We start from the raw sequence: 19,538 nt of genomic DNA on the forward strand, positions 1-19,538 counted from the left end.
CCGCCGCGGGCCCGCTCCCGGCGGCCACCTAGCCAGCCGCCACGACCCCGCGATGACCGTCAATACCCGCCCGCTCCCCGATTCCGATCCGATCGCGCTGCTGCGCGTCACCGAGCTGCGCACGGCCGAAACCGACGCCGCGGCGGCGCTGCCGCCGCATACGCTGATGGGTCGCGCCGGCGCCGCCGCCGCGCACTGGCTGTCCGAGCGCATGGCCGGCGACGACCGGCCCGTGTGGTTCGCGGTCGGCCCGGGCAACAACGGCGGTGACGCGCTGGTTGCCGCCGCTCACCTCCAGCAGCTCGGCGTCGCCACGCAAGCGTGGATGCCGGTGCCAGTCAAACCAGACGACGCGCAATGGGCGCTCGGCCTCGCGCGCGCGGCGGGCGTACCGCTATCCGCCACACCGCCTGCTTCGCTGGACAGCTTTGCATGGATCGTCGACGGGCTGTTCGGCATCGGTCTCGGCCGCGCGCTCGACGGCGCATTCGCCGAGCAGGCCCAGCGCATCGCCGCGCATGCGCGCAGCGGCGGCCACGTGCTCGCACTCGATGTGCCGAGCGGGCTCGACAGCGATACGGGCCAGATCGTCGGCGCGGGCGTCGCCGTCGCCGCCACCCATACGCTCACCTTCATCGCCGCGAAGCCGGGCCTCTATACGGGCGAAGGCCGCGATCTCGCCGGCGAGATCGACGTCGCCGCGCTCGACGTCGCGCCCCCCGCCGCGCCGGCCATCGTGCTGAACGCGCCCGCGCGGTTCGCCGCCGCCCTGCCCGCGCGCGCATTCGCGTCCCACAAGGGCACGTTCGGCAGTCTCGCGGTACTCGGCGGCGACACGGGCATGTGCGGCGCGCCGATCCTGGCCGCCCGCGCCGCGCTGTTCGCCGGTGCCGGCAAGGTGCACGTCGGCTTCCTCGGCGCCGGCGCGCCGCCGTACGACCCGCCGTTCCCCGAACTGATGCTGCATCCGGCCGACGGCCTCGATCTCGGCGCGATGACCGCCATCGCGGCCGGCTGCGGGCTGGGCACGCGCGAGGCGGCGGCGACGCTCGTGCGCGACGTGCTCGCACACGATGCCGCGACGCTGCTCGATGCCGATGCGCTGAACCTCGTCGCGACACATGCCGATCTCGCGACCGCCGTCGCCACGCGCGGTACGCGCGGCAATCCGTGCGTGCTGACGCCGCATCCGCTCGAAGCCGCCCGGTTGCTCGGCAGCGACACGGCGACGATCCAGCGCGACCGCGTGACGGCCGCGCAAGCGCTCGCGGCTCGCTACGTAGCGAACGTCGTGCTGAAAGGCTCGGGCACGGTGATTGCGGCATCCGACGGCCGCGTGACGATCAATCCGACCGGCAATGCGGCGCTCGCCACGGGCGGCACCGGCGACGTACTCGGCGGACTGATCGGCGCGTTGCTCGCGCAGCGCGTCGCACCGTACGAGGCAGCGCTCGCGGGCGTCTACCTGCACGGCCTCGCGGCCGACACGCTGACCGCACACGGCACCGGCCCGGCCGGCCTCACGGCCGGCGAACTCGCGCCGATGGTGCGCACGCTGATCAATCGCGTTTTTTACGCGTCGCCGCGCGCCGACACATAACGCCGCTATACTGACTGCCCCGCCGCACGGCGGGCCCTCTCGTCCGCCGGCCTTCCGATCCCGATGAGCCGGCGCGGCATTCCTCCCGATTCACGCTTCACTCGAACCGCCATGACGCTGAATTCGCTCCCCGCCTGGACTGCCCTTCAATCCCACTTCGAGCAAATCCGCCATGCTCGCCTGCGCGACTGGTTCGCGCCGGAACACGACCACGCGCCGACGCGTGCCGAGCGCTTCACGCTCGCAGGCGGCGGCCTCGCCGCAGATTTCTCGAAGAACCGCATCAATGACGAGACGCTGCGCCTGCTCGTGCAACTCGCGCGCGACGCGGGCGTCGAAGCACGCCGCGACGCGATGTTCGCGGGCGAGATCGTCAACCCGACCGAGGGCCGTGCCGCGCTGCACACCGCGCTGCGCGCGACCGATCCGCAAGCGCCGTTCCACGCACAGATCAGCGCCGAGCGCGCGAAGATGGCGACCTTCGCGCGCGCCGTGCGCAGCGGCACGTGGACGGGCTACACCGGCAAGCGCATCCGCCACGTGATCAACATCGGCATCGGCGGCTCCGATCTCGGGCCGAAGATGGTCGTGCATGCACTGCATCACGTCGCGACGCCTGACATCACCACGCACTTCGTGTCGAACGTCGACGGCGCCGATCTCGCGCGCGTGCTCGAGCAGGTCGATCCGGAGGAAACGCTCGCGATCATCGTGTCGAAGACTTTCACGACGCTCGAGACGATGACGAATGCTCGCTCGCTGCGCGACTGGTTCGTCGCGCGCGGCTGCCCCGAGGACGCGCTCGCGAAGCACTTCGTCGGCGTGTCGGCGAACCCGGCCGAAGTCGTGAAGTTCGGCATCGCCGCGGACAACGTGTTCGAAATGTGGGACTGGGTCGGCGGCCGCTATTCGTTGTGGTCGGCAGTCGGCCTGTCGATCATGATCGCGATCGGCCCCGAGCAGTTCGACGAGCTGCTGGCGGGCGCGAACGACATGGACCGACATTTCCGCGAAGCGCCGCTCGAGCGCAACCTGCCCGTGCTGCTCGGCCTGATCGGCATCTGGTACCGGAATTTCTTCGGTTCGCAGAGCTATCTCGTCGCACCGTATTCGGAAGCGCTGCACTACCTGCCGTCGTACCTGCAGCAGCTCGAAATGGAGAGCAACGGTAAATCCGCGCGCCTGGACGGCACCTTCGTCGACTACCCGACCTCCGCCGTCACGTGGGGCGAGCCGGGCACCAACGGCCAGCACGCGTTCTTCCAGATGCTGCACCAGGGGCCGACGATCGTGCCGATCGACTTCATCGCGGTGCTGACGCCCGAGCATCCGCTCGCGAGCCATCATCCGAAGCTGCTGGCGAACTGCTTTGCGCAGAGCGAGGCGCTGATGCTCGGCCGCACGCTCGACGAAGCGCGCAAGGTGGCGGGCCCGGGCAAGGAGGCGCTCGCGCCGCACCTGACGTTCCCGGGCAACCGCCCGACGACGACGCTGCTTGTCGATGCGCTGACGCCGCGCACGCTCGGCGCGCTGATCGCGCTGTATGAACACAAGGTGCTCGTGCAGGCAACGGTGTGGGACATCAATCCGTTCGACCAGTGGGGCGTCGAGCTCGGCAAGATTCTCGGCAAGGTGGTGGAAGCCGACCTGACGTCCGAGTCGGTCGATCCGGCCAAGCACGACTCGTCGACCACCGCGCTGATCGAGCGCGCCCGCGCGGCGCTGAAGCGCTGACGCTCTCAGGTATCGGCGTCATGCCGATGCCGGCCGCGCAGCCCTGCTTGCGCGGCCGGCCGCTCAATTCAGGTGCCGCGCTGCTCCGCGTGCGGCTCGACGATGCGTCCGGCGTCGATCGTCACGGTCGTCGCGCAGCGGCGTGCGAGTTCGACATCGTGCGTGACGAGCACGAGCGTGGCGCCGTGCGTGCGGTTCAGCTCGAACATCAGGTCGATGACCGCATGGCCGGTGGCCGCATCGAGGCTGCCGGTCGGCTCGTCGGCGAACAGGATCGCCGGGCGCGTGACGAATGCGCGCGCAAGCGCGACACGCTGCTGCTCGCCCCCGGACAACAGCTTCGGATAATGCGCGGTACGCTCGCCGAGACCGACCTGCACGAGCAGCGCCCGGGCACGATCGGCTGCTTCACGCGCGCTGATGCCGCCCTGCAGCTCGAGCGGCAGCATGACGTTCTCGAGCGCCGTCAGGTGCGGCATCAACTGGAACGACTGGAACACGAAGCCGACTGCGCCGTTGCGCAGCGCCGCGCGCGCATCCTCGTCGAGCTGGTCGAGCGCGCGACCGAGCAGGCGAACCGTGCCGCTCGTCGCGCTGTCCAACCCGGCAAGCAGGCCGAGCAGCGTCGATTTACCCGAGCCCGACGCGCCGACGATCGCGAGGCTGCTGCCCGGCTGCACGGCGAGCGTGATGCCGTCGAGGATCGTCAGCTCGCCCGTTGCATCGGCGACCCGCTTGCATACGTCATGGACTTCGATGATCGGATCGGGAATCTTGAACATGGACACGACATTTCGCTGGAAAAGACGCGCGGCGGTCGCCGCGCTGCTGGGCACCCTGCTCGCTGCCACCGTGCCGGCGCGCGCCGCAACGACGCCGGCGGCGACATCAGGCCAGCCCGTGATCGTCGTGCTCGGCGACAGCCTGTCGGCCGAATACGGGCTGCCGCGCGACACCGGCTGGGTGGCATTGCTGCGGCAACGGCTCACGACCGAGCGAATCGATTATAGCGTCGCGAACGCCAGCGTCAGCGGCGACACCACGAGCGGCGGCCGCGCGCGGCTGCCCGCGGTGCTGCAACGGCTCAAGCCGTCGATCGTCGTCGTCGAGCTCGGGTCGAACGATGCGCTGCGCGGCGTGCCGCTCGCCACGACCGAGCAGAACCTGCGCGACATCATCGCCGGCGCGCGACAGGCGCGGGCGAAGGTCGTGCTGGTCGGCATGTATGTGCCACCCAATTACGGCCCCGACTATACGCAGAAGTTCCACGCCGTCTATACGCGGCTGTCGAAGGATCTCGGCGTGCCGCTCGTGCCGTTCCTGCTGGCCGGCATCGAGAACAAGCCGGAGTTGTTCCAGGCCGACCAGATGCATCCCGCGCAACAGGCGCAAGGCATTCTGCTCGACAACGTCTGGCCTGCGCTGAAGCCGCTGCTCGGCAAGCCGCGCGGCTGACGCTGCCGCCCCGCCGGAAAACAAAAAGCCCCGCATGAAGCGGGGCTTTTTGTTGCGTGCGAAACGACGCTCAGTTGTCGCCGTCCTGCGACTGGCTGGCCGTCGAGCCGTACAGCTTCACCTTCGAGCGGTCACGCAGTGCGGCGAGATACGCTTCGCCTTCGCTCTGCGCGTCGACCTGCGCCATCTGCTGCTGTGCGGCGGCCAGTTGCTGCGGATCGACCGCCGAACCCGGGATCACCGCGTTCACGCGGTAGATCGCATAGCCGTCCGCGCCGAGATCGACACCGACGTACGCCGGCAGCGTCTTCGCATCGACCTTGTACACGGCGCTCAGTGCCGCCGGCGTCAGGCCCTGCGACTGCGTGCGCGACACCTTCTGCGCGGCCGCGAACCCGTCGACCGACTTCGACTTCTGCAGTTCGGCGAGCTTCGCCGCGCCGTCCTTCTTCGCGAGTTCCGCAGCCTGTTCGGCCACGACCTTCTGGCGCACGACGTCCTTGATCGCGTCGAGCGCGGGCACGGCGGCCGGCTTGTAGTCGGTCACGCGCGCCGAGATCAGCGTGTTGTTGCCGACGTCGATCGCCTGCGTGTTGTTCTGGCTCTTCACCGAGTCGTTGGCGAACACCGCGGCCAGGAACTTCGGATTGTTCAGCGGGCTCGTCGGCGGCAGCTGCGGATTCGGCGTCGGCGTGACGGTGGCCGTCTGGATCGTCAGCTTGTACTTGTCCGCGGCCGGCTGCAGCGTCTTCGCCTTTTCATAGACGGTGGACGTGAAGCCTTCCGCGTTGTCCGTGAACGCCTTCGATGCGTACTGCTGCTTGAGCTCGACTGCGATCTGGTCCTTCACGTCAGCGAACGGCTTGACGGCGGCCGGCTTCACTTCCGTTGCCTTCAGGATGTGGAAGCCCAGATCCGACTGCACGACACCGCTCACGTCGCCCTGCTTGAGCGCGAACGCGGCATCGTCGAACGCCTTGCCGCCTGCCGTCGAGCCACGCGTGATGAAGCCGAGGTCGCCGCCCTTCGCGGCCGACGGTGCGTCCTGCGAGCTCTTCTGCGCGATCTGCGCGAACTGGTCCGGATGCGCCTTCACGTCGGCCAGCAGCTGCTCGGCCTTCGCCTTCGCCGCAGCCTTGTCGGCCGCGCTTGCGTTGCCCGGCGCGGCGATGAAGATGTGGCTCACGCGCACCTGTGCTTCGGTGCGGAAGTGCGTCGGGTTGTCGTCATAGAACTTCTTGATGTCCGTCTCGGTCGGCTGCGCGCCCGCGGCCGCTGCGGCGGGCGAATAGACGAGGTACTGGATCGTCGCGGTCTCCGGCGTCGCGAAGCTCTGCTTGTGCGCGTCATAGTACGCGGCGAGCTGCGCATCGGTCGGTTGAACCTTCGCGGCGAAGTCGCTCGTCTTCAGCACGAGCGCCTGCACTTCGCGCTGCTGCGCCGCGAGTTCGGACAGGCGTTGCGCGAGGCTCTTCGGCGTGAATGCGCTCGACACGATGCTGGCCGGAATCTGTTGCAGCGAGAGGCTGTAGCGCACGCGCTCCTGATACTGCTCGGGCGTCATCCCCTGGAACGACAGCAGTTGCGCATAGCGCTCGACATCGATCGAACCGTCGGGCTTCTTCAGCGACGCAATCATCGGGTCGCTCATCAGCGCGTCGCGCACGGCGTTGTCGGATGCGGTCAGGTGCAGACGTTGGGTCTCGTCGGCCAGCACGCGTTGCTGGATCAGGCCGTCGAGCACCTGCTTGCGGTGCTCGGGCGTATCGAACATCTTGATGTCGAACTGCCCGCCGAGCGCCTGACGCGCCTGGTCGATCTGCTGACGGAACGCGCCGTCGAATTCGACCCGCGTGATCTTGTGCCCGTTGACTGCCGCGACGTTCGCGCTGTCGTCGAAGAAGCCGCGGAAGCCTTGGATCCCGACGAAACCCAGCCCCGGCAACACGATCAGGAGCAGGAGCGCCATCATCAGGCGCTGGTGATTACGGAAGAAATCGAGCATGCGTGACGGGAAAATTGGACAAAACGTCCGATATTACAACATACGGGGTGGGACGGGAGAAAAGCAGGCGTCGCGTGGGCGACTACGGCGCGGCAAACAGGCGCACAAAACAAAAATGCCCGCACTCGGCAGGCATTTTTGTTCGTTTGGCGGAGCGGACGGGACTCGCCTACATCCTGCAGGCGGCGGCTGCGCTTGCAAGCGCAGTCCTTCCGGCCCCGCCGGAAGCCGCGCAGGCAGCTTCCTCCACTCCGCAGTCACGCGCCCGGCAAGCGGGCGCAACGGACGATGCAAATGAAAAAGCCCGCACAAGGCGGGCTTCTTCATCTTCTGGCGGAGCGGACGGGACTCGAACCCGCGACCCCCGGCGTGACAGGCCGGTATTCTAACCGACTGAACTACCGCTCCTTGGTCTGGCTGAATCAGGAAACTGGTGGGTGCTGAGGGGTTCGAACCCCCGACCTACGCCTTGTAAGGGCGCCGCTCTACCAGCTGAGCTAAGCACCCGTTTCCGATTCGTTCTGGCTGCGATCTGCGTTTCGGCATCAACAACCAGCGAGCCCGCAAGTTTAATTCATCCCCGATCATTTTGCAAAGCCCTGACGCGAATTTTTTAAACGTTCACGCACACGATTCGGCGACGCATAAAAAAACCCGCGGCCATGCCGCGGGTTTCGTGAACAACCGTCAGGAACGACGATGTTCCGATGCTTAGTGCTTGACGAATTCCGTCGAGCCGGCATCCTTCGCCGCATCAGCAACCGGTGCCGCCGCCTTCGCCTCTTCTTCCGGCGGCAACGGGGTCGGCGAACGCTCGAGCGCGAGTTCCAGCACCTTGTCGATCCAGCGGACCGGCACGATCTCGATCGCGTTCTTCACGTTGTCCGGAATCTCGGCGAGATCCTTCACGTTCTCTTCCGGGATCAGCACGAGCTTGATGCCACCGCGATGCGCGGCGAGCAGCTTCTCCTTCAGACCACCGATCGGCAGGACTTCACCACGCAGCGTGATTTCGCCCGTCATCGCGACATCGGCACGCACGGGAATACCCGTCAGCACCGACACCAGCGCGGTCGTCATCGCACCGCCTGCGGACGGACCGTCCTTCGGCGTCGCGCCTTCCGGTACGTGGATGTGGATGTCCTGCTTCTCGAACGCTTCGTCCTTGATGCCGAGACGACGCGAGCGCGAGCGCACGACCGAACGTGCCGCCTCGACCGACTCCTTCATCACGTCGCCGAGCGAACCCGTACGGATCACGTTGCCCTTGCCCGGCATCACCGCGGCTTCGATCGTCAGCAGATCGCCACCGACTTCCGTCCACGCGAGGCCCGTCACCTGACCGACCTGGTTTTCCTTCGCCGCGAGGCCGAAGTCGTACTTGCGTACACCGAGGAACGTATCGAGGTTTTCGCCGTCGACCTTGATCGCGCCCGATGCCTTCTTCAGCAGCAGCATCTTCACGACCTTGCGGCAGATCTTCGACACTTCCCGCTCGAGCGAACGCACACCGGCTTCACGCGTGTAGTAGCGGATGATGTCGCGGATCGCCTGCTCGGTGACCTCGATCTCGCCTTCCTTCAGCCCGTTGTTCTTCTTCTGCTTCGGCAGCAGGTAACGCTGGGCGATGCTGACCTTCTCGTCTTCCGTGTAACCCGACAGGCGGATCACTTCCATCCGGTCGAGCAGCGGCGGCGGGATGTTCAGCGAGTTCGACGTCGCGACGAACATCACGTCCGACAGGTCGAAGTCGACTTCGATGTAGTGGTCGGCGAACGTGTGGTTCTGTTCCGGATCGAGCACTTCGAGCAGCGCCGACGACGGATCGCCGCGGAAATCCATGCCCATCTTGTCGACTTCGTCGAGCAGGAAGAGCGGATTGCGCACGCCGACCTTCGTGAGGCTCTGCAGGATCTTGCCCGGCATCGAACCGATGTACGTCCGGCGGTGGCCACGGATCTCGGCTTCATCACGCACGCCACCGAGCGCCATCCGGACGAACTTGCGGTTCGTCGCGCGGGCGATCGACTGGCCGAGCGAGGTCTTGCCGACGCCCGGAGGCCCGACGAGGCACAGGATCGGCGCCTTCACCTTGTCGACGCGCTGTTGGACCGCGAGATACTCGAGGATACGTTCCTTCACCTTCTCGAGGCCGAAGTGATCCTCGTCGAGCACCTGCTCGGCGTTCGACAGGTCGTTGTTGACCTTGCTCTTCTTGCGCCACGGCAGGCCGATCAGCGTGTCGATGTAGTTGCGCACGACGGTGGCTTCCGCCGACATCGGCGACATCAGCTTCAGCTTCTTCAGCTCGGCGTCGGCCTTCTTCTTCGCTTCCTTCGGCATGCGCGCGGCATTGATGCGCTTCTCGAGTTCCTCGAGATCCGCACCCTCTTCGCCTTCGCCCAGTTCCTTCTGGATCGCCTTGACCTGTTCGTTCAGGTAGTACTCGCGCTGGCTCTTTTCCATCTGGCGCTTCACGCGCCCGCGGATGCGCTTTTCCACCTGCAGGATGTCGATCTCGGCTTCGAGCTGCGCGAGCAGATGCTCGAGGCGCTCGATGACCGGGAACATCTCGAGGATGTGCTGCTTCTGGTCGAGCTTCAGCGGCAGGCGCTCGGCGATCATGTCGGCGAGGCGGCCTGCTTCGTCGATGCCCGACAGCGACGTGAGGATCTCCGGCGGGATCTTCTTGTTCAGCTTCACGTACTGGTCGAACTGCGACACGATCGCGCGGCGCAGCGCTTCCGTTTCAGCGCTGTCGGCGTGATCGGGCTCGAGCGGCATCACTTCGCAGGAGAATTGCGTTTCCTGCTCTTCGATCGACAACGCCTTCGCGCGCTGCAGGCCCTCGACGAGCACCTTCACGGTGCCGTCCGGCAGCTTCAGCATCTGCAGGATGTTGGCGATACAACCGACCTCGTACATGTCCTTTTCGGTCGGTTCGTCCTTGGCCGCGGTTTTCTGGGCGACGAGCATGATGTGCTTGCCGCCTTCCATCGCTGCTTCGAGGGCCTTGATCGATTTCGGCCGGCCCACGAAGAGCGGAATCACCATGTGCGGGAAAACGACGACATCCCGCAGCGGCAGCAGCGGGAGCGTGATGCGTTCCGGCGGGAGAAGTTGGGTGCCTGACATTTCATTTCCCCATGAGTGGAATCAATTGTTCGGTAATTGAGGCCGCCACAACGAATTGCAAGCCTTCAAGTGCGGGAAATATTCGGTAAGAAAGTAACCACCGCGTGTCGAGTCAGAGTTACCCACAAGATAAACGAAAAAAAGCCGCCCACGGTCTCATGAACGGCCTTTTTCGCAGAACATCGTCTCGGCAAGCCGGTCAGTTCGAACCCGCCACCTTCGGCGTGTCCTCGTAGATCAGCAAAGGCTTGCCGTCGCCATCGATAACGTTCTCGTCGATGATGACCTTGCTGACCCCTTTCATCGTCGGCAGCTCGTACATCACGTCGAGCAATGCCTGTTCGATGATCGAACGCAAACCGCGCGCGCCGGTCTTGCGGCGGATCGCCTTGCGGGCGACTGCCTGCAGTGCGCCCGGCCGGATCTCCAGCTCGACGCGCTCCATCGCGAACAGCTTGTGATACTGCTTGACGAGCGCGTTCTTCGGCTCGACCAGGATCTTCATCAGCGCGGCTTCATCGAGCTTGCCGAGCGTCGCGACCACCGGCAGGCGGCCGATCAATTCGGGGATCAGACCGAATTTGATCAGGTCTTCCGGTTCCGTTTCGCGCAGCACTTCGCCCGCGTCGCGTTCCTGCTTGCTCTTGACCGTCGCGCCGAAGCCGATGCCGGTTTTCTCGGTACGGTCGGTGATCACCTTCTCGAGGCCGTCGAATGCACCGCCGCAGATGAACAGGATGTTGGTCGTGTCGACCTGGATGAAATCCTGGTTCGGGTGCTTGCGGCCACCCTGCGGCGGCACCGACGCCATCGTGCCCTCGACGAGCTTCAGCAGCGCTTGCTGGACGCCCTCGCCCGACACGTCGCGCGTGATCGACGGGTTGTCCGACTTGCGGCTGATCTTGTCGATTTCGTCGATGTAGACGATCCCGCGCTGGGCCTTGTCGACCTCGTAGTTGCAGTTCTGCAACAGCTTCTGGATGATGTTCTCGACGTCCTCGCCGACGTAGCCGGCTTCGGTCAGCGTCGTCGCATCGGCGATCACGAACGGCACGTTGAGCAACCGCGCGAGCGTCTGCGCGAGCAGCGTCTTGCCGGAGCCCGTCGGGCCGATCAGCAGGATGTTGCTCTTCGACAGCTCGACGTCGTCCTTCTTGTCGAGATGCTTCAGGCGCTTGTAGTGGTTGTACACGGCCACCGCGAGGATTTTCTTCGCACGCTCCTGGCCGATCACGTACTGATCGAGGATGTCGCGAATTTCCTGCGGGCTCGGGAGATCCGACCGGGACAGGCTGGCCTCGACGCCGGCGGCAGCCGCCTCGTCGCGAATGATTTCGTTGCAGAGGTCGATGCATTCATCGCAGATGAACACCGACGGGCCCGCGATGAGTTTTTTCACCTCATGCTGGCTCTTTCCGCAAAACGAGCAATACAACAGCTTCTCGCTGTTCGAACCTTTTTTGTCCGCCATGAATGTAGAGCCTCCGGACAGGTAAATGACATGATACGCCGATTGCTCCGGACGCCGCGCCTAGGGCGCGACCGGAGCCGGCTGGATGCGCTTGCCGCAGATGCTCAGGGCACTCGGGACGTTTGATGGCGCCGCCCGAATCGGGGCGGCACCCCGTTTAAGCTCACGGGCGCTTCAACAGCACCTGATCGATCAGCCCGTACGCCTTCGCGTCCTCGCTCGACATGAAGTTATCACGGTCGGTGTCGCGCGCGATGCGCTCGACGTCCTGGCCCGTGTGCTGCGCGAGCAACTGGTTCAGCCGCTCCTTCAGGTAGAGGATTTCGCGTGCCTGGATCTCGATGTCGGATGCCTGGCCGCGTGCGCCGCCGAGCGGCTGGTGAATCATCACGCGCGAGTTCGGCAGCGCGAAACGCTTGCCCTTCGCACCCGACGCGAGCAGGAACGCACCCATACTGGCCGCGAGGCCCATGCACAGCGTCGACACGTCCGGCTTGATGAACTGCATCGTGTCGTAAATCGCCATGCCGGCCGACACCGACCCGCCCGGGCTGTTGATGTACAGGCTGATGTCCTTGTCGGGATTCTCGCTCTCGAGGAACAGCAGCTGCGCGACCACGAGGTTGGCGGTCTGGTCGTTCACTTCGCCGACCATGAACACCAGGCGCTCCTTCAGGAGACGCGAGTAGATATCGTACGAACGCTCGCCGCGGCCGCTCGTTTCGACGACGATCGGCACCAGCCCCAGCGCTTGCGCCTCGAAACCCTGCGGCGCGTTCGAAGCAAGCATGTCCAGCAATTCAGCGCGAGTGATCATTCAATGAACCTTGTTCGAATGGAAAATTGAACGGAAGGAAGCCGCCCGCTCAATCGCCATATTAATGGCAACCGTGCGCTTGACGTAAAAACGGCGTGCGGGCCGTCGCTCCGACAGCCGGCACGCCGCTAGAGCAACACTTACGCTTGCGCCGATGCGCTCGCGAGTGCTTCGAAGCTCACTTCCTTGTCCGTCACCTTCGCCTTGCCCAGCACGAAATCGACGACGTTGCTTTCAACGACGAACGCTTCCATCTCGGCGAGGCGCTGCTGGTTCGAATAATACCAGCGGACCACTTCCTTCGGGTCTTCGTAGCTCTTCGCGAACTCGTCGACTTCCGCGCGGATCTGTTCCGGCTTCGCTTCGAGGCCGTTCGACTTCACGAGCTCGGCCAGCACGAGGCCCAGCTTCACGCGGCGTTCTGCCTGCTCGGTGAACATCTCGGCCGGGATCGGTGCGTCCTTCGCGTTCGGCACGCCGCGCTGCGCCAGGTCCTGGCGAGCCATTTCGACGAGACGTTGCTGGTCCTGCTCGATCAGCGCCTTCGGCACGTCGAGTTCGGAGATCTTCAGCAGCGCGTCCATCACCTGGTTCTTGACGATCGACTGCGTGCGACGCTTCGCTTCGCGCTCGAGGTTTTCCTTGATCTCGGCGCGCATCTTCGTGAGGTCGCCGTCTTCGATGCCGAGCGACTTCGCGAATTCCGCGTCGATTTCCGGCAGGTGCGGCCACTCGATCTTCTTCATCGTGACCGTGAACTGCGCCGTCTTGCCCGCGACGTCCTTGCCGTGGTAGTCCTCCGGGAACGCCAGGTCGAACGTGCGCGATTCGCCGACCTTCAGGCCCAGCGCCGCGGTTTCGAATTCCGGCAGCATGCGGCCTTCGCCGAGCACGAACGGGAAATCTTCAGCCGTGCCGCCCTGGAACGCGACGTCGTCGATCTTGCCGACGAAGTCGACCGTCACGCGGTCGCCGTTCTTCGCTGCGGTGTCCGCGCCGCCGTCGCCGTGCTCGCCGGCTTCGCCACGTGCGTGGAAGTGCACGCGCTGCTTGCGCAGGATGTCCAGCGTGCGGTCGATTTCGGCGTCGCCGATCGACGTCGTCGAGCGCTCGACTTCAGCCGTCGCCAGATCGCCGATCTTGACTTCCGGGTAGACCTCGAACGTCGCGTCGAACGCGTATGCACCTTCAGCCTGCTCCTGCTTCGGCTCGAAGCTCGGCTGGCCAGCGACGCGCAGGTTTTCCGCGCGGCTGATCGTGAAGAATTCCTGGCCGATCTTGTCGCTCAGCACTTCCGCCTCGACCTGGCCCGCGTACTGTTGCGCGACCATCTTCACCGGCACCTTGCCCGGGCGGAAACCCGGCATGCGCACGGTCTTCGCGAGTTTCTGGATACGGGCGTCGATTTCCTTCTGCACGGTGTCTTTCGGCAGGGAAATCGTCACGCGGCGTTCAAGCTTGCCGAGGTTCTCAACAACGTTAGCCATGGCTTCAATCGTCCTAAAATTATTCGAGCGAATCGGGTTTTCCTTGCCGTGCCTGCCTGCGGCGTGATGTGTGTCACATCCACTCGCCGCGCCGGAGCGCCACGCCATCCCTGCACGCGCCGGATGGCTAGCGCAAGCGGCTCGGAGCACGGCTTTGGCCGGAAGAATCGACTATTCTAGCAAACAATTTTCATCACACCGCCAGATCGGCGCGACGCGCATGCGTCCGCGCCGCGTCAACCGCCCTTTGCACGGCAATGCAAGCGGATCGCCGCTATGCCGAACGCCGTATCCACCACGGCCCCGCCATCCTGTAAGCTCCGATTGAGAGGTCGCCGCCGTCGCGGCCCCAATATTCGTCACACCAATCACGCCTTCCGGAGACACCATGCCGCAACACCCGTCCGCGCCTGTCGTCGTCATCGCGCCCGATTCGTTCAAAGGCTCGCTTTCCGCCGAGCAGGTCGCGGACGCGATCGCCACCGGCATCCGCCGGGCCCGGCCCGACGCTGTCGTGCGCTGCTGCCCGATGGCCGACGGCGGCGAAGGCACGCTCGACGCGATGCTGGCGGGCGGCGGCACGCGGCGCGCGCTGCGGGTGGCCGGCGCGTCGCTCGCGGCACGCGATGCGGCGGTCGGCGTGATCGATGCGCGCACCGCGATCGTCGAGACGGCCGAGATCGTCGGCATTACGGATCCGGTCGGCATGAGCGTACCGGTCGACGCGCGCAGCACGCGCGGGATGGGCGAGGCGATCCGCACGCTGCTCGACGAAGGCGTGCGCCGCTTCTTCGTCGCGCTCGGCGGCAGCAGCACCAACGACGCGGGCGCCGGGCTGCTCGCGGGCCTCGGCCTGCAGTGCTTCGACGCGGCCGGCCAATCGGTCGAGCCCGTGCCGTCACGGCTCGCCGACATCGCGCGCATCGACGCGTCGGGGCTCGACCCGCGGCTGAAGGAAACGGAATTCGTCGGCATGTCCGACGTCGACAACCCGCTGACGGGCGCGCACGGCGCGACCGCCGTGTTCGGCCCGCAAAAAGGCGTGACGCCCGGGCAGGTTGCCACCCTCGACGCCGCCCTCGCCCGCTTCGCCGACCTGCTCGAAGCCGCGCTCGACCGTCGCAGCCGCGACCTGCCGGGCGCCGGCGCCGCGGGCGGCCTCGGTTTCGCGCTGCACATGCTCGGCGCGCAGTTCGAAGCGGGCGCCGAAGTGGTCGCGCGGCAGGTCGGGCTCGATACGGCGCTCGCGGGCGCCGACTGGCTGATCACCGGCGAAGGCCGCTCGGACGTGCAGACGCTGCACGGCAAGGCGCCGTTCATCGCATGCCGCCACGCGCAGGCCGCCGGCGTGCCCGCGTCGCTGCTGTCGGGCGCCGTTGACCCGGCCGCGCTGCCGCGCCTGTCCGAACATTTTTCCGGCTGCTTCTCGCCGGCTCCCGGGCCGATCACGCTCGACGTCGCGATCCGCGACGCGGCCAATCTGCTCGCGAACGAAGCGGAGCAATTGACACGCCTGAAGTACGGCGCACACTGACCGTTGACCCGAGCGCGCGATACAGGAACAATCGGGCCCGCCCTTTTTCTTCAGGATTCGACATGAAAGGCCGTCAAGCCGGGCTCGATCAGTTTCTGACCTATCGCCTCCATGCGCTCACGAAGCGCTCCGACCGCGGGATCGGCGAGGTGTACCGGCACAAGCTCGACATCTCGCTGCCCGAGGCGCGCGTGATCGCCGCCGTCGGCGCCTTCGGCCCGTTCTCGATCATGGATCTCGCACGCCACACCAATCTCGACAAGAGCCAGGCGAGCCGGGCAGCCGAGGCGCTGCTGCGCCAGGGGCTGCTCGAGCGCAGCGCAAGCGAGGAGGATGGCCGGATCGTGCTGATCGCGCTGACCGCCGACGGCCGCGCGCTGCATCGCAAGATCATGCCGATCGTGCGCAAGTGGAACGACGGCTTGCTTGCGTGCCTGTCCGACAGCGAACGCCAGACGTTCGAACGGCTGCTCGACAAGGTCGTCGCGCACGCGACCGAGCGCGACGACTGAACCGCGACACGAGCAAGGCGCCCGCAGGTTTGATCCGACGAATTCGACGGGCCGCCCCGGTCGCTTGACCCGCGACTTGGGCGGCCCGCTTTGCGTCATGCCGCGCTACGCGATGCAAACGGACCGCAGCGCCCGGCCTTGCCTGCGTCGAGCATGCAGCGGCCCCGCCCGCGCTACAACCCGCTGTTCGCCGCGCGCTGGCGCAGCAGCCCGAGCACCGCGTCGCAATACGGGGTCGGCACGCCGAGTTTGCGCCCGAGTTCGGGAAACACCCCGAGGATCGGCCCGATCTCGAGCGCGCGCCCCGCTTCGAAATCCTGCAGCATCGACGTCTTGAACGCGCCGAGCTTGCGCGTGACCGCGATCCGCTCGGGCCCGCTCATTCCCGTCGAGAGACCGAGCCTCGCGCCGATCGCGGCCGCCTCTTCCATCATCCGCAGCGCGAGATCCTGCGTGAACGGATCGTCGAGCAACTGCTCGGCCGTCGACCCCGTCAGCGCGCTCAGCGGATTCATGTTCATGTTGCCCCACAGCTTCGTCCAGATCTCGGTCCGGATCGCGGGCGTCGACTCGACGTCGAAACCGCCCGCGGCGAGCGCCGCGGCGAACCGGGCCGTGGCGACGTCAAGCCGCGGATCGGGCGCACCGACGATCAGCCGGTTGCCGCGCCCACGGCGCACGATGCCCGGCGCGTCGGTACTCGACGACAGGTGCACGACGCAACCGATCGCCTGCGCGGGCGGCAACGCCGCCGACACCGCGCCGGCCGGATCGACCGCATCGAGCGACACGCCGTCGAGCGCGCCTGCGAGCCCGTGCGTGAACCACCACGGCAGCCCGTTCATCGCCGCGACGATCACGGTGTTCGGCCCGACCAGCGGCGCAATTCGGGCGGCCAGCGCCGGCAGCACCTGAGCCTTCAGTGCGATCACCACGTAGTCCTGCACGCCGAGCGCGGCCGCATCGTCACTCGCTCGCACCGGAACCGACGATGTCTCGCCCGCCTCGTCGATCACACGCACGCCGTGCGCATTCAGCGCATCGAGCGTTGCGCAGCGCGCATACGCACTCACGGTCATGCCGGCCCGCGACAGCGCGGCCGCGAGCAACCCGCCGATCGCGCCGACCCCGACCACCGCCGCGCGCACCGACCCTGAATTCGTGTCGTTCATGATGGAATTCCGTCTCCTGGGAGCTGACGAGCATAACGCTCAATAGTTGCGGGCACAACCATTCTCGCGACCGCATGCGATGTGCGGCGGTCGTGCGACTCAGCGCAATTCAGCGCGACTCGCCCCCGGCTTCCACCGGCTCGCCGTCGGCTGCGCTGCCCGTTGCGCCGAGCACGCCCGCGATCTGGCTCTTGTCGTGCATGCCGAGCTTGCGGTACGCGCAGCGCAGGTAGTGGCGCACGGTCGTCGGCGAAATCGCCATCTGTTGCGCGACTTCCTTGTGCGAGCGCCCTGCGCCGTAATAGCGGATCGCCGCGAGCTCGCGCGGGCTCAGCCGGTCGAGCAGCGAGCGCGGCCGCGCCTCGATCTGGAACAGGCCCGCAACCGGCACGCACTGGATTCGCAGCGCATCGCCGACGAACGGCTGACCCGGCTGGCGCCGCAAATGCGCGACGAGCGGCTCCGGCACGCGCGCACCGGCCCATGCCGGCCATTCGGTGCGCAGCACGTCGTCGAAACCGTGATCGGCATGGTGAAGCACGCCGAAGTTGTCGCACAGTGCACGCGCCGCCGGCGCGACCGTCTCGCCGCGTTCGCGCGTGAGCTGCGCCGCGCGATTGATCGTCAGCGCCGCCGCGAGATGCGGGATCACTTCCTCGAAGCGGTGTGCATCGTCGTCGCTGAACGGACGATTCAGGCCCTGGCGGTAGATCGACATGAACGTCGTCAGGCCGAACCGGCGATCGAGCGTGCACACGCACATCAGTTGCGCGAGCCCGTACTTTACGCACCAGTCGCGAAACCGCGCATCGAGCCCCGGCTCGACGACCGACAGCCGCACCGCATGGCCATGCGCGCCGCGCAACGTGCGGTGCGCGAGCGGGTCGCAATCGCGCACGCGCTTCCAGTCGCTGAAGAACGCATGCGGCAGACGGTACAGGAAGCTGTTGTGCATCACCGGGCCGGTCGGCACGTGGGTCGCGACGCCCGTCCATGCGGCGTCGAACGGGATGAGCGCCTGCAACAGCGAAAAGAAGCGGAATTCGAATTCGCCGATGCCGGACCGTGCGGCAACCGCGTACAGGTCGAGCAGCATCAGCCCGAGTTCGCGCTTCGATGCGTCGCCGCGCGTGACGCCGTCGAAATCGGCGCGCCGGGACGGCAGCGGCGGCCAGGCGAAGTCGTCGAGCACGATGGCGGCCGGCACGTCGCGCAGCGCATCGAGATCCTGCCCGATATCCGTCGTGATCCTCACCTTCCGCTCCCCTGCCCGATCGGGCTGCTGATGTGCGCAACGACACCGGCCGATTATAGCGATCGGCTTTTTTGACGGGCCACGGTGCCGGAACGGGCGCCAGCCCCATCCATTTGAACGGTGCACGGCACGTTGCTGCTCCGCAGCACGCCGCGCCACGGCTACTCGCCGCTTGCGTGCCGCGCACCACGGGTTTTCCACACCGTTCATCTGTACGACTGTTCGAAGGTTTTCCCGCTGCGGACACTGCGTCGCGACAACACCAACGACAAACCGATGCAGGACGGTATGGAGAACCCCACGTGACGAAACCCCGCTTCATCCGCACGGCCGCGGCCGTCGCGACGCTTGCCGCGTGCAGCGCTGCCGCGCACGCGCAGTCGAGTCTCACGCTGTACGGCGCGCTCGACGCCGGCGTGCAATACCTGACGCATGCCGACGGGCGCCACTCGGCCGTTCAACTGCGGAACTACGGCATCCTGCCTTCCCAGATCGGGCTGAAAGGTCACGAAGATCTCGGCGGCGGCTGGCGTGCGCTGTTCAAGCTCGAACAGGGCCTCAACCTCAACGACGGCACCGCGACCGTGCCCGGCTATGCCTTCTTCCGCGGTGCGTACGTCGGCATCGCGGGGCCCGTCGGCACCGTCACGCTCGGCCGGCAGTTCAGCGTGCTGTTCGACAAGACGCTGTTCTACGACCCGCTCTGGTATGCGTCGTACAGCGGCCAGGGCGTCATCGTGCCGATGACCGCGAACTTCATCGACCACTCGGTCAAGTACCAGTCGCCGACGTTCGCCGGCTTCGACCTCGAGGCGCTTGCCGCGACATCCGGCGTCGCCGGCAATACGCGCGCCGGACGCGTGCTCGAACTCGGCGGCCAGTTCACGAGCAACGGCCTGTCGGTCAGCGCGGTACTGCATCAGGCACATGGCGAGGTTTCGGCGGCCGACGACACGTCGGCGCGCCGCCGCGAACTCGGCACGCTCGCCGCGCGCTATGCGTTCGCCACACTGCCGCTCACCGTCTATGCGGGCGTCGAGCGCCTGACCGGCGATCTCGACGCGGCACGCACGATCGTCTGGGGCGGTGCGCGCTACCAGATGTCGAGCGAGATCGGCCTGAACACGGGCGTCTACCACACCGACTCGCGCACGCCGGCAATCGGCCACCCGACGCTGTTCATCGCGAGCACCACGTACGCGCTGTCGAAACGCACCGTCGCGTACGTGAACCTCGGCTACGCACGCAACAGCGGCCAGAGTTCGCAGACCGTCTACGAATACGACCCGACGCCGCTCGCCGGCGCATCGCAGTTCGGCGCAATGGTCGGCATGTACCACCTGTTCTGATTCCCCCACACG

Annotated in this window: 14 protein-coding genes and 2 tRNA genes; 6 read left to right on the top strand and 10 right to left on the bottom strand. The window is 66.4% G+C overall.

Features of this window, described 5'->3' with window-relative positions; all coding sequences use genetic code 11:
- The first annotated feature begins 52 nt into the window (after positions 1–52).
- Positions 53–1,600 (top strand): NAD(P)H-hydrate dehydratase, encoded by a 1,548-nt coding sequence (locus tag CFB43_RS10840; RefSeq protein ID WP_089495043.1) that lies wholly within the window; start codon positions 53–55, stop codon positions 1,598–1,600.
- Between the two features lie 111 nt (positions 1,601–1,711).
- Positions 1,712–3,334: a glucose-6-phosphate isomerase gene (pgi, locus tag CFB43_RS10845; protein WP_089495044.1), complete on the top strand. Its 1,623-nt coding sequence runs from the start codon at positions 1,712–1,714 to the stop codon at positions 3,332–3,334.
- Between the two features lie 68 nt (positions 3,335–3,402).
- Here pgi and CFB43_RS10850 read toward each other — a convergent pair whose 3' ends face one another.
- Positions 3,403–4,116: an ABC transporter ATP-binding protein gene (locus tag CFB43_RS10850; RefSeq protein WP_089495045.1), complete on the bottom strand. Its 714-nt coding sequence runs from the start codon at positions 4,114–4,116 to the stop codon at positions 3,403–3,405.
- On the opposite strand from CFB43_RS10850, the gene CFB43_RS10855 reads away from it, so the two are divergent.
- The gene (locus CFB43_RS10855; RefSeq protein WP_089425623.1) at positions 4,115–4,789 is read left to right on the top strand and encodes an arylesterase; all 675 of its coding nucleotides are present in this window, start codon (positions 4,115–4,117) and stop codon (positions 4,787–4,789) included. The two genes, CFB43_RS10850 and CFB43_RS10855, sit on opposite strands and share 2 nt — an antisense overlap.
- A 70-nt stretch (positions 4,790–4,859) precedes the next feature.
- Here the strand turns inward: CFB43_RS10855 and CFB43_RS10860 are convergent, their stop codons facing one another.
- The 7 genes from CFB43_RS10860 to tig all read right to left on the bottom strand — a co-directional run bounded on the left by CFB43_RS10860 (position 4,860) and on the right by tig (position 13,704).
- Positions 4,860–6,794 carry a SurA N-terminal domain-containing protein gene (locus tag CFB43_RS10860; protein WP_089495046.1) on the bottom strand — a complete coding sequence of 645 codons (1,935 nt, stop codon included), beginning with the start codon at positions 6,792–6,794 and terminating at the stop codon, positions 4,860–4,862.
- Between the two features lie 331 nt (positions 6,795–7,125).
- Positions 7,126–7,202 (bottom strand) — tRNA-Asp (locus CFB43_RS10865).
- Positions 7,203–7,225: 23 nt separating this feature from the next.
- Positions 7,226–7,301: transfer RNA gene (locus CFB43_RS10870), tRNA-Val, on the bottom strand.
- A gap of 204 nt (positions 7,302–7,505) precedes the next feature.
- Positions 7,506–9,929 carry an endopeptidase La gene (lon, locus tag CFB43_RS10875; protein WP_011352361.1) on the bottom strand — a complete coding sequence of 808 codons (2,424 nt, stop codon included), beginning with the start codon at positions 9,927–9,929 and terminating at the stop codon, positions 7,506–7,508.
- A 199-nt stretch (positions 9,930–10,128) separates the two neighbouring features.
- The gene (gene clpX, locus CFB43_RS10880) at positions 10,129–11,400 is read right to left on the bottom strand and encodes an ATP-dependent Clp protease ATP-binding subunit ClpX (protein ID WP_006489345.1); all 1,272 of its coding nucleotides are present in this window, start codon (positions 11,398–11,400) and stop codon (positions 10,129–10,131) included.
- A 163-nt stretch (positions 11,401–11,563) separates the two neighbouring features.
- Positions 11,564–12,217, bottom strand: a complete 654-nt coding sequence (clpP, locus tag CFB43_RS10885) for an ATP-dependent Clp endopeptidase proteolytic subunit ClpP (RefSeq protein WP_010092137.1) — start codon at positions 12,215–12,217, stop codon at positions 11,564–11,566.
- Positions 12,218–12,357: 140 nt separating this feature from the next.
- Positions 12,358–13,704: a trigger factor gene (tig, locus tag CFB43_RS10890; RefSeq protein WP_046545923.1), complete on the bottom strand. Its 1,347-nt coding sequence runs from the start codon at positions 13,702–13,704 to the stop codon at positions 12,358–12,360.
- A 388-nt stretch (positions 13,705–14,092) separates the two neighbouring features.
- Here tig and CFB43_RS10895 point away from each other — a divergent pair, with 388 nt between their 5' ends.
- Together CFB43_RS10895 and CFB43_RS10900 are read left to right on the top strand one after the other, a co-directional pair.
- Entirely contained in the window at positions 14,093–15,238 is a 1,146-nt protein-coding gene (locus tag CFB43_RS10895) for a glycerate kinase (protein WP_089495047.1), read from the top strand.
- Positions 15,239–15,300: 62 nt separating this feature from the next.
- The gene (locus CFB43_RS10900) at positions 15,301–15,750 is read left to right on the top strand and encodes a MarR family winged helix-turn-helix transcriptional regulator (protein ID WP_039367176.1); all 450 of its coding nucleotides are present in this window, start codon (positions 15,301–15,303) and stop codon (positions 15,748–15,750) included.
- Positions 15,751–15,923: 173 nt separating this feature from the next.
- On the opposite strand, the gene CFB43_RS10905 is transcribed toward CFB43_RS10900, so the two are convergent.
- Both CFB43_RS10905 and CFB43_RS10910 read right to left on the bottom strand, forming a co-directional pair.
- Complete coding sequence (locus CFB43_RS10905) at positions 15,924–16,922, bottom strand: 2-dehydropantoate 2-reductase (protein ID WP_089495048.1); 999 nt, start codon at positions 16,920–16,922, stop codon at positions 15,924–15,926.
- 109 nt (positions 16,923–17,031) lie between these two features.
- Positions 17,032–18,177 (bottom strand): helix-turn-helix transcriptional regulator, encoded by a 1,146-nt coding sequence (locus CFB43_RS10910; protein WP_089495049.1) that lies wholly within the window; start codon positions 18,175–18,177, stop codon positions 17,032–17,034.
- Between the two features lie 302 nt (positions 18,178–18,479).
- Here CFB43_RS10910 and CFB43_RS10920 point away from each other — a divergent pair, with 302 nt between their 5' ends.
- The gene (locus CFB43_RS10920) at positions 18,480–19,526 is read left to right on the top strand and encodes a porin (protein ID WP_089495051.1); all 1,047 of its coding nucleotides are present in this window, start codon (positions 18,480–18,482) and stop codon (positions 19,524–19,526) included.
- Positions 19,527–19,538 lie beyond the last annotated feature (12 nt).

Source organism: Burkholderia sp. AU15512, assembly GCF_002223325.1.
GTDB lineage: Bacteria > Pseudomonadota > Gammaproteobacteria > Burkholderiales > Burkholderiaceae > Burkholderia.